Here is a 16,236-nt window from a genome sequence, read left to right as displayed (position 1 = left end):
TTTTAATTTAAAGATAAAAGATAGATAAATGTTTAGAAAAAACGAGGTATAGGCTGATAATCTCCAAGCGCCTCTATTTCAAACCCCATCTCATTGACCATGGAAATCAACTTGTTAAAGTTGACCAGATAGCTTTTGCACTCTATTCTAAGAATGTTATCCACATCGGTTAAGTCAAAGTTTATAGTGGCGAACGGAAAGTGGTGAGAAAGGGCAACCAGCACCCTTTCAGCATCCACTTTATCATTAATATTGGTTTTAAACACTTCTACCATGGCAATAGCATTTTAAAATTGTATCCTGTACATCACATCAGGGAAGAAACCTATTTGCTCCACCAGGTCCACCTGGTCTGTCACTTCATTGTACCTCCTTACAAATTCATTTTTACGGTTGGTCACATTCTGTAGATCTACAAAAAACTGATGTGATATATTTTTGTTTTTGCTATTTAGCCTTATTCCGAACTTTACATCCCATCTGAAATAGGCTTTGTATCTTTCTGAAAAAGCTATGTTATCCATGCGGATTTCCCTGCCTGCATTTTCCCGCGTAGCGTCAAGGTCTACGGGGGTATACGGCTTGCCCCCTGCAGAGGTTAATTTGGTGTCAAAGGTCAGGGCATTTCTATTGCTCTCACCAAACGTCCACTCTTTACCAACGAGCAGGTTGCCCACAAGGTTATTATTGAAAGCAGTATTTCGTTCAATTCCATCACTTCCTTTATATTTTGATTCATATAGAGAAGTGGTCATTAACAAATAGTATCCACGGCTAAAGAATTTTTCCACTGTAAGTTCTACTCCATAGTTAGTGCCCGTGCCCTCATTTACAAGCGAACCTTCTTCATTAAATATAAAGTCGGCACCTTCGTTAAGTACAGAGTAACTGCTCGGCTGGCTTTCAACCGGTACATCAAAAATATTCTGATAATAGGCCTCAGCTTTTAATCGCCAGTCAACACTCAGATTTCGGTCATAGGCCAATACATAGTGGTGACTTTTGATGAATCCAAGGTTTTCATTGGTACGAGCATAGGTGCCAGGTGATATCTCCTCTTCAAAGAATAAAACCGGTGTTGGGACAGTTTGAGCGTGAAAGCCATACGCCAAGCTCCAACGCTGGTTGGGTCTTATTTGCCAGCTAATGGCCGCCCTGGGCTCAAGAATAAAGTCATCTGTGTAATCCAGATACTGGCTGTGAAGTCCAAAGGTAATGCTTAAGTTATCTGTGAGTTTGTTCTCGGTCTGCGCAAACATCTGACTTAGCGTGTATACATCTTTTAGATCGCGTATCGTAATGAAATAGTCAGGGATCCCATCACCGTCATTATCCGGAATATCAGCACGGTTATCACGGTCAGTTACTGAGAAGTCGGCGTCATACCTTTCGATTAGTGCTCCTGCCTTGAGGCTCCACCTTGCGTTGAATTTTTTGTTTAAAGTAGTTGACAGCGTGTATCGGTTTTCCCTTGTTGATGCGTCAACAGCCCGGTATTTTTCCAGTAGTATATCCTCATTATTTTTCACCAGGTTATCTTGCTGGTATTCATTGAAGTTAGTTGATGCACCAATGGCTGTTTTTATAAAAGTGGTTTTGTTCAGCCGGATCAGGTGACTGAGACCGATAATGCCTAATTGATTATCTACATACGCATCTTCGTTCGGATTTGCAAACAGATCATCGTCTTCTACTTCATCACCTTTAAAATCAATGTTGCTTAACCCCCCTAATCCAAACATTTCGAACCTGCCTGCTTTTGTTTCTCTAAGATGGGCCTTAAAAGAAAAATCCTGGTAATAGGGAACCGCTGTGGTACCGGTAGCTGCAAGGCTGGCGATCCCATAGCGATATGAAGCAATGAAAGAACTATTGTTGCTTCTGCTCAATGGCCCTTCGGCCATAAACTCTAATCCGCTAAAAGCACTAAGCTGGCCTGTAAACTCATAAGTGTCTTTATTACCATTTCTGAAATTCACATCGAAGACTGCTGCATTGGCGTTGCCATATTCTGCCGGAAAGGCCCCCGTCAGGAAATCTGATGTCCGGAGCAGGTTGGTATTCAAGGCATTTACCGGGCCGCCGGTGGTTCCCTGAGTAGCAAAGTGATTGGTAGTGGCAATAGGTATGCCTTCAATGCGCCAAAGTAGCCCCACTGGTGAGTTTCCGCGTACCACAATGTCATTGCGTGAATCATCAGGAGCACTTACACCGGCAAATGAAGTGGCCAGGCGTGCTACGTCATTCCTACCCCCCGAAAAGCGTGTAACTTCCTCAAGACTGAACGTGCGTGCACTAACCTTAGCCAACTCATTGAGAGGCATGTCTTTATCAGCTTCGGAGGTAATCACAATTTCATCCAGCCTTTCTACAGACTCCTCCAGCTTTAGTTGCAGTACGATCTCTTTGCCTGCGGTAACCAGCACATTTGGAACAGTAATGCTCTTATAGCCAATATATTGTACGATCAGAGTTTGCCTTCCAACAGGAACATTCTCTATTTTAAAGTAACCCTCTGTATCGGTCACTGCTCCTTTTACGGGATCAGAGTCTGCCACTGTAACAGTAGCACCAATAAGCGGGTAATCGGCCTGAGAGTCTGATACTTTTCCTTTGATAACCTGTGTTTGGGCTAAAACTGAATAGGAGATCAGCAGTGCCAGGAATGTAAATAGCAATAATTTGGTCATGGGGGTATTTTTTTGATTTTTCGTTAAACTTAGCTGTGGGAAGGGCACCAGTAAATGCTAATCATATTGAAAGCCGGAAATAATGATCTGAGTGCCGATAATATGAGTGTGGAATACTCTTGGGTAGGTAAGAAGGCATTGTTTTGGTTTAAACCCTTTATTTTCCTTTTTCACACTCTGATTTTCCGGTTTAACCTTGAATTCAATTCGTAGCATTCATATGTTTTCACTAATTTGTGTTACAATTGAAAGCATTAATCTCTCTTCTTATTTAAATGAAACTTCGGGAAAAGTATTTTAGGTGGGTGGGTATACCGGTATTTGCATTGTTCCTCACTCTGGTAATCAAGCGCGGGGAGGATGCTCCATTATGGGAGCGTTTCCTGACAGCAACTTTAATAACCGGCTTTTTCTGGAATGGGGCGTTTATGATTTTTATCTATTTCAGAAAAAAGTTTCCTTTCATAAGACAAACCCCAAGGCGCATTTTGATTACCATAGTGGCATTAAGTATATTCCTGATAGTAGGCGATACCGCCATATGCCTGATCCTGGGTAAGAAGACTTTGGCTCAATTATCTGATCCGGCTGTTTTCTTTAAGTATACGGATATCAATTTTCTGGCTTCCTTTTTTATCGGTTCCATATATGAAAATGTATATTTCTTTGAGCAATGGAAGAACACGATACGCTTGAATGAAGCACTGAAAAACCAACAGATTAGAACACAGTTTGAAGTGCTGCAAAACCAAATGAGCCCTCACTTTTTATTCAACAGCCTGAATACCCTCACCACATTAATTGCCGAGGATCAGGAAATTGCCTCGGAGTTTACGCAAAAGCTATCTGAAGTTTACCGGTACATACTGGCAAACAAGGAAAAAGAGCTGGTACAATTGAAAGATGAGCTCGAATTTGCCCAGGCTTATGTTTATCTGCTGCGAATGCGTTATCCGGAGAATTTGACAGCAAGCTTTTCAGTAGATGAGCAGTATCAAAGAAAGCATATAGCGCCACTTACCATCCAAATGCTTGTTGAAAATGCAATTAAGCATAATGTAATTTCCAAAGCTTACCCGCTTCATATAGAAGTATATGTTGAAAATGGCAGATCCATTGTGGTTAAAAACAATTTGCAGAGTAAAAAAGTGATCGAAAAGTCTACCAAAACTGGTCTTGCCAACATTAAAAAGCGCTATGAGTACTTTGGAAAAAAGAACATTGATATTATCACCACGGCGAACAACTATCTGGTGGCTGTTCCCCTGATCAGTTTGGTGAATGAGCAGGATCAGCCATTAGTAGCAGAATTATGAAAGTACTGATCATAGAAGACGAAGCTCCGGCATTTCGAAGGTTACAGAAGGTGCTGGAAGAAGTACAGCCTGGCATTGAAATCGTGGAAGTACTTGATAGTGTTGAAGAAAGTATCAAATGGTTTAACAATCACAATGCCCCGGACCTTGTTTTTATGGATATTCAGCTTAGCGACGGGCTGAGTTTTCAGATTTTTGAGAATATAAAAATCACCCGTCCCGTAATATTTACTACGGCATTTGACGAATACATGCTCAAAGCATTTAAAGTCAATAGCATTGATTATCTGCTCAAGCCCATAAAGAAAGAGGACCTGGCGCAAAGCATACAAAAGTTTCATGAAATGAAGTCAGCTTTTAGTGACAGGGAACTTCCAGACCTCAATGAGCTGATCTCTAAGATCAAAGTGGATGACAGAAAATATAAAGCACGGTTCCTGGCAAAGCAGGGTGAGAAACTGGTATCGGTTGAAGCCAGCAATATTGCCTATTTCCAAACACGTCATGGTGTAGTTCATCTTGTAACTTTGCAGGACAAAAAGTACCTCATGGATAAAAACTTGGATGAACTTGGCCTGCAGCTTGATCCAGATAAATTTTTTAGGGCGAACCGGCAGTATCTGATCAATTTTTCCGCAATTAAAACCGTACACAAATACCACAAGGGAAAACTTCTTGTAGAATTGCTGATGTCCTCTGACGAGTCACTTACCGTGAGCAGCGAAAAGGCCGGGATATTTAGGGAATGGCTTGGGGAATAAAAAAGCCGATTAATGAGGCAAGGCAAACCTATTTCTTCACAGAGCAAACGTCAATACTTGTAAGCTTTCCCTTGAGTTGTATTTGGCCTATGGAAGCGCATCTATATCCGTTCAGGGCACGGGTTCTTTTGAGTAACTCCCCGGATATGAGAAAATGCTCACCATAATCATTACAAATAGATTGTATTCTGGATGCAGTGTTGAGTACATCGCCATGATAAGCAATGTCCCTTTTGATGTTCCCAATCTCTGCAACTGTTACCAGGCCGCCATGTACACCGGCTTTAAATTCGGGAACGACGCCATATTTCTTCATATAATGATTTCTGCGCTTTTCCAGAGCCTCTTTAAAGGCATAAAAAACAGAAATATATTCTAGGGTAGGTAACACACGGTCAGTTTTCCAGGTAAGCACTACCTCATCACCTACATATTGGTAGATTTCCGCTTTGAATTTATCAACCAGTAGATTGATATCATCAAAGCAGTCTTTTATGAGCTGAGAGTATTTAATATTACCGAGCATTTCAGCGTATGTAGTTGAAGATTTGAGATCCATAAACAGAAAGATGCGGTCTTCTACTACCGGGTGCTGATACTTACCACTAATGAAATTGATGAGGTTATTAAGACCAAACTTTTTAATTGTTTGTATCACAAAATTCACCAGAAGGGTTTGAAAGCCCAAGAATACCAGAGCGAATATAATTATCCAATAAACTATTTTGAATTGGCTCATTTCCCTGATCGCATTTTTTGGAAAAAAATCAAACTGGCTCATAATGAGATAAACTATAACGGTGCTCAATAAAAAGCCTCCTAAATAAACTGCGCTCTTAATCAGGATCACTTTACCAAAGCTATATTTTTCCACCAGTAACTTTTCTGAGATTTCATTAGCGCCAATGAACAGCAGGCCGAACAACAATCCGAATAGCGTAGCTTCCAGCATCTGAAAAGGGGAGGCCCAATAATTTATAACCGGGTTTTGAAGGGTAGTAAGGTCAATATCAGCGAGTTCAATAAACCCGGTAACATTGGCCAGTGCAAACCACGATGACAAGCCCATGATAAACACCCAATAGAGCAGAATAATAATATATAGCTTTAGCTTATTCACCTTATAAAATTAGCAGTAATTCTCTATTTTGAGCGAAATCAGTGTAATTCATTTTACTCAGCCAGACACGATATTTAAATTTTTCAACAGGTAGGTAAAATATATTTCCGGGTAAAACGACTTAGTAGTATAGAGTTAGCAGTCTTCCAGCGGGCCTGATAATTTTAATAAAGGGCCAAACCTAAACCTATTTAAACTTAATTTCGTTTTAAATTATTGTCTAACACCTGAGAAATGACTCATTGCAATATAAATCCAGCGGACTTTCCTTTTGACAGTGTGCTTAACCTGGCATCACTGATCAATTATTGGGAGGCCAATTTAAAAACTAACACTTTGTTTTCCGGCTATCCTGCAGATGAGATCCGGAAAATGATTGATGAGGCGCCTGAACTTAAGGAGCCTGTGTACGACCTGAAGGTACTAGATAAGCACAAAAGGCTGATCGGGCTTTTAATGAGCGCGGTTTTTCCGCCAGCTATGATTGAGTCTGAACTATCTGCTGCTATTGTACCTTTCAGTTTTCAGGGGATTTTTGCTACTCCTGGTTATCACAAGATCATGCCTTTTGACCATATCCGTGAGGATGTGACAGTTAATTTTGCTGATGATAACCTCATGGCCGGCAAGATCATGATGGCTTGTATATTTATTCTGAATAAGTTTTATGGTACTAATTTGGCTATGGACAGGCCGATGCTGGCATCTGTTCCAGATGAAGAAACAGGGCTAAGGCAAATATTCAAAGTAAATCTCAACACGCAGTTTGTGGATGTTGTATGTCATGGAGAACCTGACCCGATCGATAAAAAAATGATCAGGGAGCTGCTTGATGATCTTTACAATACTGAGCTCTGGCTGAAATATATTAAACCTGAAAAGTTTCAGTTTCAAGGATTTGGCATCATTAAACTTGTCGATGTCACTGTTGAAGAGATGCTTTCTTCTATCAAATATGACCTCTTAAAGAAAGATGCAGTTACATGTGCAGAAAGCTTCCAGTCCATTCAGGAAAAAATTAGATCTATTTTCCGTCTACCGGAAATGAAGATGGGTCTTTCCTATATCGACCCATACGATAACGTGATCTCCAACTATGGGGCTAGTGACTGGAGCAGTTTTATGATGCCTAACAGTGAGGAAACCCTGACATGTGAATGCTTTGAAGGGTCAGTATATGAGGATGCATATCAAAGAATGAGGCCTGTTATTATAGAAGATCTTGGCGAATATGAAAATAAAGGGCCGATCGAGCGGGCTTTATTGAAGAAGGGCATAAAGAGCATCGTGGTTGCTCCTCTGGTACACGATAGAGAGGTTATAGGGATGCTAGAGCTTGGAGCCACATATCCTGGAAAGCTCAATCCTATGAATGCTGCCCAGGTAGAAAACGTGTTGCCCATGTTTACAGCGGCTGTAAAAAGAGTACTGGGTGAGATGCAAACAGAAGTAAGGGCATTGATCCAGGAAGAGTGTACCGCAATCCATCCTACAGTGGAGTGGCGCTTTATGGAGGAGGGCTATGAACTGATGAGCCTCAGGAGAAAGGGTATAAAAGCTGAACTGGGTGATATTATTTTCCCTGAGGTATACCCGATCTATGGTCTTTCTGATATTAGAAATTCATCGCTGGAGAGGGCAAAGGCTATTCAGCAGGATCTCAAAAACAACCTGAAACAGGTTAAAAAGGTGATATCTACCATATTGGAGTATAAGAATATGCCCATACTCGATGAAATCAATTACCGGGTAGATCTTGAAATTAAAAAAATATCCAGAGGCCTCGACTCCGGCGATGAATCCGGGGTGCTGGAGTTCCTGCGAAATGAGATAGTGCCTACTTTCAATCATTTTAAGGAGTCTGAGGAGTTGCTCAGACCAGTTATTGAAGACTATGAAAAGCTGATTGACCCTAAACTTGGGGTTATTTATGATAAGAGAAAGGACTTTGAAGAAAGTCTTACCAGGATTAACGAAACCATATCTATCTACCTGGATCAGGTAGAGCAACGTGCCCAGGAAATGTTTCCTCACTATTTTGAGAAGTATAAAACCGACGGCGTTGAGTACAATATCTATCTCGGCCAGTCTTTGGTAAAGGATGATAAGAAATTCAGTAAGCTCTATCTGAGAAACTTCCGGCTCTGGCAGTTGCTCACCCAATGTGAGATAGCGGTGAGTATAGAAAAGCTTAAACCGGAGTTGTCTAAAGAGCTTGACATTACTCAATTAATATTGGTTCATGGCGAGCCGTTATCGATCAAGTTCAGGAAGGATGAGAAGCATTTTGACGTGGATGGTGCCTATAATATCAGGTACGAGATAGTAAAGAAGCGAATAGATAAAGCTTACATTAAAGGAACTGATGAACGTCTTACTCAGCCTGGCAAAATAGCTATTGTTTATACGCAGCAGAAAGAGGCAGAGGAGTACATGAAGTACATCGAGTATCTTAAGGCTATTGACTATCTGACAGGTGATGTAGAATTCCTTGAGCTGGAAGAACTGCAAGGGGCAAATGGTTTAAAAGCTATTCGTGTGGAGGTGAACCTGAAATCGAAGGTGAAGGACTTCGGAAACGAACTTCTTAAGGATGTGATAGCGGCAATAAGTGCTTAAATGTAGGGCTGGTATCTAAAAACCGCTCCAAATATGCTTTTTATTTTTGCTGGTAAAAATATTTACTCCATAAATTCGGAGTCCATGGTATATTAAAGCCAATGCCCAGAGTACCACGGGGAAAAGCAGGCCCCACCTTCCGCTGATATCCTGAAAGATCATAAGAATAAAGGTTATATTGAAAACAAAATATACTACTACGTGTACAATAAAATAATTTAATTGTCGCAGTAGTATATTTTGTTTTGTGATATAACTCCGTATTGTCCATTTTTTTCTTAGAACGTCCGAATCTTCGAAATGTTTTAGGAGGGGTTCATATTTCTTCTCCATTCCTTGTATATTAGCTATTTTAAACAACCAATATGAAGAAAATGGCTTTACGTTTTGTGGTACTCCTTTTAATATTATCGGGAAATTTACTGGCACAGGGTTCAGAGGAGTTGGACAGGAGGAATGGATTTAAAGATATTAAAATGGCCTCCGATGTTACAGCATATGAAGGGCTTGAATACAAGAAGGATATAGAAGACAAGGTTTTCCCCGAAGCTAAACTCTACACTCCTAAAAAGGGTCATTATGAAAATATAGGAAGTTTGAAAATTTACGATCTGGAGGTAAAGGTATATAAAGACTCTATTTTTGAGATCAAAGTTATTACTGAAAAAGACCCTAATCTTTACAAAGGATTAAAAAAGGCATTTGGAGAGCCGGATTTTGCCTATCGCTCCAATCAATATTACTGGCAGTCTGAGCGCTTAAAGCTTTCATACAGTTCACATTCTAACAACAAGATTGAGATGGTATACCGATCATATGAAATGAATGAGAAGTTAAAGGAAGAAAAGAAGCAGGTTGTGGAGGAAATTGTTGATGACTTTTAAATAGGGAAACAAATGTGGTGGTTAGCTTGTTTTATTTAGTAAAACAAACAGTACCACTATGAGCAAGTATTCAATAGAAAAAGTCGGACTCAGGTACGGTATTTATGCGGCCGTAGCCTACATTTTGTTTTTCATCATTATGCAGATCGTTGGGTTGGCCCATTTCTATTGGTTAAGGGCGCTCAATTATATCTTCCTGTTTTCAGCCGTTTTCATGGCTATTAAGGATTACAAAAATACGCATAAAGATACCTTTGCCTATCTAAATGGTATAGGTGTAGGTGTTGTCACTTCCGTTATTTCCTGCCTCATTTTCGCCGTATTTCTATGTATTTACCTGCAGGCGATAAATCCGGATTTTATGGCTGCTATCAAGGAAAATGAAATGTTTGGAGAATACCTTAACCCATACATTGCTGCGGCTGCCATTCTGTTCGAAGGGTCTTTTTCAGGTATAGCTACAGCTTTTATCTTAATGCCATACTTCAAAAAAAGTCATGCCGACGAAACAGGCCAGATGGTGCCTTAGTCAATCTTTTCTATCTTTTTTGTTTGAGGGTCGGGCTGTCTGGTCATAGGCGCAGGCAATATCCACGACTTGAGGAAAATTTTCGCCAGATTACTGGCATTAAAAGCCTTAGGTATGATTAAAACAAGTGCCTGTAAGCAGGTATTACAAAGGTTCTGCTGCTGAACGCTTCTTTATATTGCTATTTCTATTTATAATGCCTGATTTTTGTAACTGTTATCAACAAAAATAGTTTTATCAGGTAAGCAGCACAGTCTGCAAGTCATTTAATGAAAAACATACTTTCAAACAATACAAAAATAAAGATCAGGACGGTTCTCTTTATTACGATTGGCTGGATACTTATCGGAATATTGAACATTTACTATAACCACCTGATCATGTTGTCTCAGGAGGCTTTCGAATTTAATGATTATGATCTCGAAACTGCACTCATAACCAATGTGGTTGCGTTGTTGATTGCCGGTGTAGGGGGTGGTTCGCTCATTATTTTCTTTTTGAAAGACCGGCTTAGAAAGATGCCGCTGGGCATGGTGATTATTATCAATACCATCTCTTTCCTGGTCATAATAGCAGTGGTAAGTACTATAGCATTTGTGTTTTACTATTACATTCTGGTAGGGGAATCATATTTTGATGGCGATCTTTGGTTTAACCTCACAGAATTCGTTAGCAGCTATGGCTTCTTGCTCAACCTCATTGTGTGGACAATAGTAGCTACGGCCACTATAGTGGTATTGCAGGTAAATGATAAATATGGAAGAGGTGTATTTCTGGAAACGCTTTTAGGCAAATACCACAACCCGATTAATGAGGAGCGGATCTTTATGTTTCTGGATCTTAAATCATCAACTACTATTGCAGAGCAGTTAGGACATAAAAAATACTTCAAGTTACTTAATCGCTTTTTTGAGGATGTCACAAAAGGTGTAATTGAAAATAAGGGCGACATTTACCAGTATGTTGGTGATGAGGTGGTTATTACCTGGTCTCTTGAGGATGGTTTGGAGAACGCTAATTGTATTCGCTGCTTTTTTGAGATAGAAAGCATCATAAATCGCAGAGCGCATAAATACATGGAAAAATATCGGGTGAAGCCTACATTTAAGGCTGCTTTGCATGGTGGCGAAGTTACCACCGGAGAGGTAGGTACTTTTAAGAAGGACATTATATTTACCGGTGATGTGCTAAATACCACTTCGCGAATTGAGGATAAATGCAATGAGTTTAATGCTAAGCTATTGGTATCTGATGCGCTGGTTTCCCAACTGCCTGTTAATGGAGAGTTTGAAGTGCAGGAAATAGGCGACGTGGAGCTTAGGGGTAAACAGAATCTGGTGAAGGTTTACAAGGTCTCTAAAGTATTCACCGGCGAGGAAGACGTGATAGTGGAGTAAGCGTTTCAGCAGGAATTGATGAAGTTGTGGTGAAATTTTTAATTTACCGCAACTTCATCAACATATGACTTGCAATTTTATCCCTCCCACTTTTTAAAAAGGGCAATCGCATTGTGTCCACCAAATCCGAACGTATTGCTCATGGCATAGTTGATCGTTTTTTCAACGCGCTTACCTAAAGTCAGGTCAATGCCTTGTGGCAGATCGGGGTCAACATTTTGTGTGTTGATCGTAGGCGGTACTATATTCTCCTGGACAGCCTTGACCGTAGCAATAGCCTCAACAGCACCCGCAGCACCCAGCAAATGGCCTGTCATGGATTTCGTTGCACTTACATGAAGCTTGCTGGTATCTTTCCACATGCGTTCAATGGCCGAAAGCTCCGAAGGGTCTCCTACCGGTGTGCTGGTAGCATGAAGATTGATGTAGTCAACATCATCAGCGGTAATGCCAGATTCCTCCAACGCCATTTCCATAGCCAGAATAGCTCCTAAGCCTTCGGGGTGAGTGGCCGTGGCATGGTATGCGTCATTGGACATACCTGCACCTATTATTTCACCGTAGATCTTTGCTCCTCTTGCTTTGGCATGTTCCAGTTCTTCAAGTATTAAGGCTCCTGCGCCTTCGCCCATTACGAAGCCATCACGGTCAACATCAAAAGGCCGGGAGGCAGTTTCCGGGCTGTCATTTCTGGTTGATAGCGCTTTCATGGCACCAAATCCACCTATGCCCGAGCGTGTTATGGGAGCTTCCGAGCCACCTGCGATCATCAGTTTGGCTTTACCCCATTTGATATAATTAAAAGCATCCATGATGGCGCTGGTAGAGGAGGCACAGGCCGATACTGTACAATAGTTAATGCCTCTTAACCCATATTTCAAGGCTATTGCTCCTGATGGTGTATCCACTAATATTTTCGGTATGAAGAATGGAGAAAAGCGCGGCCCGCGATCCGAGTGGGCGTATTCTATCACCTCATTCTCGAAAGTGTGAATGCCACCGTTTCCTGAGGCCCAGATCACACCGAACTTATTGACGTCCGTTTTATCAAGTTCTATTCCGCAGTCTTGCACAGCTTGCTCAGAAGCAATAATACTATAAAGCGTGAAAGGATCATTTTTTCTTATATCCTTGCGGTCAAAATGATCCTCGAGGTTAAGTCCTTTCAATTCGCAGGCGAATTTGGTCTTAAATAGTTCCGTATCAAATTTTGTAATAGGCCCGGCTCCGCTCTGTCCCTCTATGAGATTGTTCCAGAAAGTCTTCACATCGTTGCCAATGGGCGTCAATGCACCAAGACCTGTTATTACTACTCGTTTAGTTGTCATCTTTAGTTGGAGTTATGTCTAATTTGATTTGATTTTTAATTTGTTCAAACTTATCACTTCCCAGCACTCTTGCTATTTGCAGGCCTGCCGCAAGGCTTGTTACCACAACTGCTGCTTTGCCCTCGGCAGGTCCGTGAAATTGAAAGGTTCCGAGGCGTCTGCCTTCTTCCAACAACTCGGTGAGCCATTGGTTTATATCAACTACCATAGCGTGCAGGCAATCCCTCATACTTTCAGGTACGGCATATAAGTCGCTGGAAATGGAGCCCACCATACAGATCCTGTTATGGACCATGTTTTTATCGTAAACCCTGAAAAACCTTTCCAGCTTTTGCCAGGGATCGAGTTTATCTACTTCATTTTTCCATTTAATCACATTTTCATGCTCTTTACGAATAACAGCGCAGCCTAGAGCTTCTTTGCCAGGAAAATGATAATGGATGGCGGCATTCTTTATACCCAGGGGTACAGAAATATCACTGAAACTAAAGGCATTGTAACCTACCTTTAAAATCAGGTTTTTGGCAGTAGCCAATATTTTGTCCCGAGTATTCATGTAGCAAACTTACTTACTTGTAGGTAAGTAACAAAATTAACCACAATAAAAAGCCCTCCGGTTATGCTTTACCGGAGGGCTTTCCATGAGAAAGGCTTTATAATTCTTTAATTTCCGCCCTTTTTCTTCTTTTTGAACAGGTCTTTAATTTTGTCTTTAGCCTCTTCTTCTACCTTTTTTTGCAGATCTGTAGATTCTGTTTTGGTAGTATCTTTTTTATCTCCGCCCAGCAAGTCACCAATTACCTCCTTCGCTTTTTCATCTTTCACATCCTTGAGAAGGTCGGTAGCAGCATCTTTAATTTCTTCTTTGGCCTTTTCTTTAACAGCTTCCTTGGCCTGTGCCTTCTGGTCTCCCATTAGCAGCTTTGGTTGAGGGTTGTCATAAGTTCCCCCTAGGCCTATTGATAGCGGAATGGTTGACCCGGAATTATTGCCGCCACCGTAAGAAGCTATCAGGTTATTGAACTGCGTACCCAGCTTGCCTGCGGGTATATCCATCTTAAGATTATAGCTTATACTTCCGTCGAGTGCAGTAGCACCTCCAATTGTTGTTTTATAGCCACCAAGGCTAACATCAAATGGCTCCACTTTAAGTTTGCCATCTTCTATTTTAACGGACATCAGTACATCCTTGATCTTTACCTGGTCAACTTTGTCAAGGCTGGCAAGGCTCATGATCCCGTTGACAATTTTCGAGTTGTCAACAGTTGCCTGGGCCACCTGTAGCAAACCTCCTCCGTTGGTAGTGATCAGGTTCGGCATCATCTCCTGATCCAGCAGTCCGTTTACTTTAAAGTTGGTTGATACTTTACCATTTACTTTTTCAGCAATAGGGGCAAAATTTCTCACCAGCTCAAATGTTTTAAAAGACTTTTGAATTGACAGGTCTTTGATATCCATATTGAAATTGTATGCCGGCTTATCAATTTCCCGGGCATTGTATGAACCGTTCACCACAAATGCTCCCTCCAGCAGGTTGAAGTTGAGGTTATTGAGGTTAGCAATGCCGTCTTTTACAATAATATTACCTGTCGCATTGGTTATTTCCATATCCATGATCAGGACTTTTTTGATATCTGACTTAAGCATAAAGTCAATATTCTCAGGAACCTGAACTACACCATATGACTCTTCCTCACCTACTGTTGGTGCAGCCGGCTCTTCTTCTTCGGTCATAAATTCGTTAAGATCCAGCAAATTAGAGCTGAAATTCATGGTGCCTTTCAGGGTTTGGTTCTCTCCAAACAGGTATCCTATGTAGTTGGAAATGGCCCCATTCATGGTCATATCACTTTTCCCTACTGTTCCTTTGTAGTCGGACAGTGTCATTTGTTTTGGATCAAATGAAGCCATAGCATTAGATATGGTCACATCATATGGAAGCTCAGCATCTGTATATTTGAAGTTGCTGACTGAAACCGTACCACTCGTAGGCAGGTTCTGATATTTTTCTGCTTCCAGATCAGCCATGTTACCTGCTGTTTTAATATCCGCATTTATCTTTCCGGCCAGGGTCATGCCCTCAATAGGGAATACTTTTGTGATCTTTTCCAGATCTATGCCACCTTTTGCAGCCAAATCCCATTTGTAGTTATCAAGATTTTCCAGCACCAGGTTTGCACTGAAGGGTTCGCCATCCATGATCATGCTAAAGTCTTTAACCACAGCTTTGAAGTCACTCATTTTGCCTGTAGGATCGGTTATTTGAGAGCTAAAGCTAAGGCTCTCCAGTGCATAGGGAAACTCAGATGTTTTAATGTAGCCGTCACTCATGCTCATATTGGCATCGATAGCCGGTATTACCTGGCGAACACTATCGTAGACGCCCGAGGCTTTGAGGTCGATGTTAAAGATACCTTTCATGCTCATGCCCTCCATCGGAAACATGGAATTGAGTTCGCCAAGGTTCAGCTTTCCTTTCATTTCTGCGTCCATATCATAGTTGCGCAGGTTCTTGATCAGCAATTTGGCATCTACCGGATTTTGTCCAAAGTCCATGTGGAACTGTTTCAGGTTGACAATGGTGTTTTCAATAACACCATCCTGGTTGTCCACCAAAAGGTCCATGTTGATGTTTTTAATGGCTGTGGGCAAATCGGGGTACTTAAACATGGCATCATTAACTTTCAGGGCAACGCCAAAAGCAGGCATGGTCAGGCTGTCATACTTACCTTTGACCGAGCCGTTGAAGGCTAATGTTCCCTCTGTCTCAATATCTTTGAAGTCCGCAGTATAAATGCCCGGAACCAGGGATAAAAGGCTCTTGAAGGTATTTTCTTTAGTGCCATAGTTGATATCCATGTCCATGCTTCCGTCTTCCAGCAGGGCGAGGTATCCGTCAAAGCTCATGTTAAAGTCATTGATCTTCACATTATTTTCTTTGAACGTGTACTTTCCATATTCATCACTTATGGCCAGGATAGCATCAATTTCTATATGTTTATCAGTAACATATTCTGTACCGTCGAAGATAACCGTTACAGAGTCGGCGCTTGTTTTTGTGGTAAGGTCGAAAATGTCCTGTGTAAAATCGCCACTACCCGCGTGCTGGAGATTCTTCAACTCCATTTTGAAAGGAAGGGACTGGTCATCGTATACCACATGGCCATTGGTGATTTGCCAGTGGTCAATACCTATGTTAAATTCAGTGGCAGCCGTGTCTGCTTCCGTCTCTACAGGTGCACTTTCATCGGCCACTGCAATATCATAGTTGGCAGTACCATCTTCCAGTACTTTAATGAATATTTCAGGGTTGTCGAGCTGAATACCTTTAATCTTGATCTGATCACCCAGCAGGCTAAAGATATCTACTTCAACCTCAAAGTGCTGCACGGCAAAGAGTATCTGCCCTTCAAAAGGAGCTTTGTTAATTATTCCGAAATTATTCAACGTCGCGGTCGCATTAGGAAAATTCTTAAAAAGAGAGATGCCAAAATCTTCCGTATCCCAGACCACATCAGCATTGACTGATTCTGCGAGGGCTTTATCTATAGATGCTTTGATATCATCTTTAAAAACTATCGGTATAATAAAT

General features: G+C 41.2%; 13 protein-coding genes. 6 read left to right on the top strand and 7 right to left on the bottom strand.

Annotation, left to right across the window (positions count from 1 at the left end):
* Positions 1–32: 32 nt before the first annotated feature.
* Together E1163_RS27760 and E1163_RS27755 are read right to left on the bottom strand one after the other, a co-directional pair.
* The gene (locus tag E1163_RS27760; RefSeq protein ID WP_155176604.1) at positions 33–275 is read right to left on the bottom strand and encodes a hypothetical protein; all 243 of its coding nucleotides are present in this window, start codon (positions 273–275) and stop codon (positions 33–35) included.
* A gap of 12 nt (positions 276–287) precedes the next feature.
* Positions 288–2,690, bottom strand: a complete 2,403-nt coding sequence (locus E1163_RS27755) for a TonB-dependent receptor (RefSeq protein ID WP_155176602.1) — start codon at positions 2,688–2,690, stop codon at positions 288–290.
* Positions 2,691–2,965: 275 nt separating this feature from the next.
* Between E1163_RS27755 and E1163_RS27750 the strand changes: the two genes are divergently transcribed.
* Positions 2,966–4,006, top strand: a complete 1,041-nt coding sequence (locus tag E1163_RS27750) for a sensor histidine kinase (RefSeq protein WP_155176600.1) — start codon at positions 2,966–2,968, stop codon at positions 4,004–4,006.
* On the top strand, positions 4,003–4,767 hold the full coding sequence (locus tag E1163_RS27745; protein ID WP_155176598.1) for a LytR/AlgR family response regulator transcription factor: 765 nt from the start codon (positions 4,003–4,005) through the stop codon (positions 4,765–4,767). Before E1163_RS27750 ends, E1163_RS27745 begins: the two co-directional genes overlap by 4 nt.
* Before the next feature lie 28 nt (positions 4,768–4,795).
* On the opposite strand, the gene E1163_RS31585 is transcribed toward E1163_RS27745, so the two are convergent.
* Positions 4,796–5,887: an adenylate/guanylate cyclase domain-containing protein gene (locus E1163_RS31585; protein ID WP_155176596.1), complete on the bottom strand. Its 1,092-nt coding sequence runs from the start codon at positions 5,885–5,887 to the stop codon at positions 4,796–4,798.
* 234 nt (positions 5,888–6,121) lie between these two features.
* Here E1163_RS31585 and E1163_RS27735 point away from each other — a divergent pair, with 234 nt between their 5' ends.
* Positions 6,122–8,506, top strand: a complete 2,385-nt coding sequence (locus tag E1163_RS27735) for a GAF domain-containing protein (protein WP_155176595.1) — start codon at positions 6,122–6,124, stop codon at positions 8,504–8,506.
* 15 nt (positions 8,507–8,521) lie between these two features.
* On the opposite strand, the gene E1163_RS31725 is transcribed toward E1163_RS27735, so the two are convergent.
* On the bottom strand, positions 8,522–8,839 hold the full coding sequence (locus tag E1163_RS31725; RefSeq protein WP_155176593.1) for a 2TM domain-containing protein: 318 nt from the start codon (positions 8,837–8,839) through the stop codon (positions 8,522–8,524).
* A 32-nt stretch (positions 8,840–8,871) separates the two neighbouring features.
* Here E1163_RS31725 and E1163_RS27725 point away from each other — a divergent pair, with 32 nt between their 5' ends.
* From E1163_RS27725 to E1163_RS27715, 3 genes are all read left to right on the top strand, one after another.
* Positions 8,872–9,390 carry a hypothetical protein gene (locus E1163_RS27725; protein ID WP_155176591.1) on the top strand — a complete coding sequence of 173 codons (519 nt, stop codon included), beginning with the start codon at positions 8,872–8,874 and terminating at the stop codon, positions 9,388–9,390.
* A gap of 58 nt (positions 9,391–9,448) precedes the next feature.
* Positions 9,449–9,919, top strand: a complete 471-nt coding sequence (locus E1163_RS27720) for a DUF4199 domain-containing protein (protein WP_155176589.1) — start codon at positions 9,449–9,451, stop codon at positions 9,917–9,919.
* 269 nt (positions 9,920–10,188) lie between these two features.
* On the top strand, positions 10,189–11,316 hold the full coding sequence (locus tag E1163_RS27715) for an adenylate/guanylate cyclase domain-containing protein (protein ID WP_155176587.1): 1,128 nt from the start codon (positions 10,189–10,191) through the stop codon (positions 11,314–11,316).
* Positions 11,317–11,393: 77 nt separating this feature from the next.
* On the opposite strand, the gene fabF is transcribed toward E1163_RS27715, so the two are convergent.
* The 3 genes from fabF to E1163_RS27700 form a co-directional block, all read right to left on the bottom strand.
* Complete coding sequence (gene fabF, locus E1163_RS27710; RefSeq protein ID WP_155176585.1) at positions 11,394–12,644, bottom strand: beta-ketoacyl-ACP synthase II; 1,251 nt, start codon at positions 12,642–12,644, stop codon at positions 11,394–11,396.
* The gene (locus tag E1163_RS27705; protein ID WP_155176583.1) at positions 12,634–13,200 is read right to left on the bottom strand and encodes a TetR/AcrR family transcriptional regulator; all 567 of its coding nucleotides are present in this window, start codon (positions 13,198–13,200) and stop codon (positions 12,634–12,636) included. The genes fabF and E1163_RS27705 overlap by 11 nt, the downstream gene beginning before the upstream one ends.
* 107 nt (positions 13,201–13,307) lie before the next feature.
* Positions 13,308–16,236: AsmA family protein (locus tag E1163_RS27700; protein WP_155176581.1), on the bottom strand; the 2,929-nt coding region annotated here is incomplete at its 5' end.

Origin of the sequence: Fulvivirga kasyanovii, assembly GCF_009711405.1 — a bacterium.
GTDB lineage: Bacteria > Bacteroidota > Bacteroidia > Cytophagales > Cyclobacteriaceae > Fulvivirga > Fulvivirga kasyanovii.
Note: the sequence above shows the minus strand (reverse complement) of the source record. Positions and strands in the feature narration are given on the sequence as shown.

Excerpts from the sequence above, each read along its gene's own strand:
- E1163_RS27760 (WP_155176604.1), bottom strand. The coding sequence starts at position 275 with ATGGTAGAAGTGTTTAAAACCAATATTAATGATAAAGTGGATGCTGAA.
- E1163_RS27755 (WP_155176602.1), bottom strand. The coding sequence starts at position 2,690 with ATGACCAAATTATTGCTATTTACATTCCTGGCACTGCTGATCTCCTAT.
- E1163_RS27750 (WP_155176600.1), top strand. The coding sequence starts at position 2,966 with ATGAAACTTCGGGAAAAGTATTTTAGGTGGGTGGGTATACCGGTATTT.
- E1163_RS27745 (WP_155176598.1), top strand. The coding sequence starts at position 4,003 with ATGAAAGTACTGATCATAGAAGACGAAGCTCCGGCATTTCGAAGGTTA.
- E1163_RS27735 (WP_155176595.1), top strand. The coding sequence starts at position 6,122 with ATGACTCATTGCAATATAAATCCAGCGGACTTTCCTTTTGACAGTGTG.
- E1163_RS31725 (WP_155176593.1), bottom strand. The coding sequence starts at position 8,839 with ATGGAGAAGAAATATGAACCCCTCCTAAAACATTTCGAAGATTCGGAC.
- E1163_RS27725 (WP_155176591.1), top strand. The coding sequence starts at position 8,872 with ATGAAGAAAATGGCTTTACGTTTTGTGGTACTCCTTTTAATATTATCG.
- E1163_RS27720 (WP_155176589.1), top strand. The coding sequence starts at position 9,449 with ATGAGCAAGTATTCAATAGAAAAAGTCGGACTCAGGTACGGTATTTAT.
- E1163_RS27715 (WP_155176587.1), top strand. The coding sequence starts at position 10,189 with ATGAAAAACATACTTTCAAACAATACAAAAATAAAGATCAGGACGGTT.
- fabF (WP_155176585.1), bottom strand. The coding sequence starts at position 12,644 with ATGACAACTAAACGAGTAGTAATAACAGGTCTTGGTGCATTGACGCCC.
- E1163_RS27705 (WP_155176583.1), bottom strand. The coding sequence starts at position 13,200 with ATGAATACTCGGGACAAAATATTGGCTACTGCCAAAAACCTGATTTTA.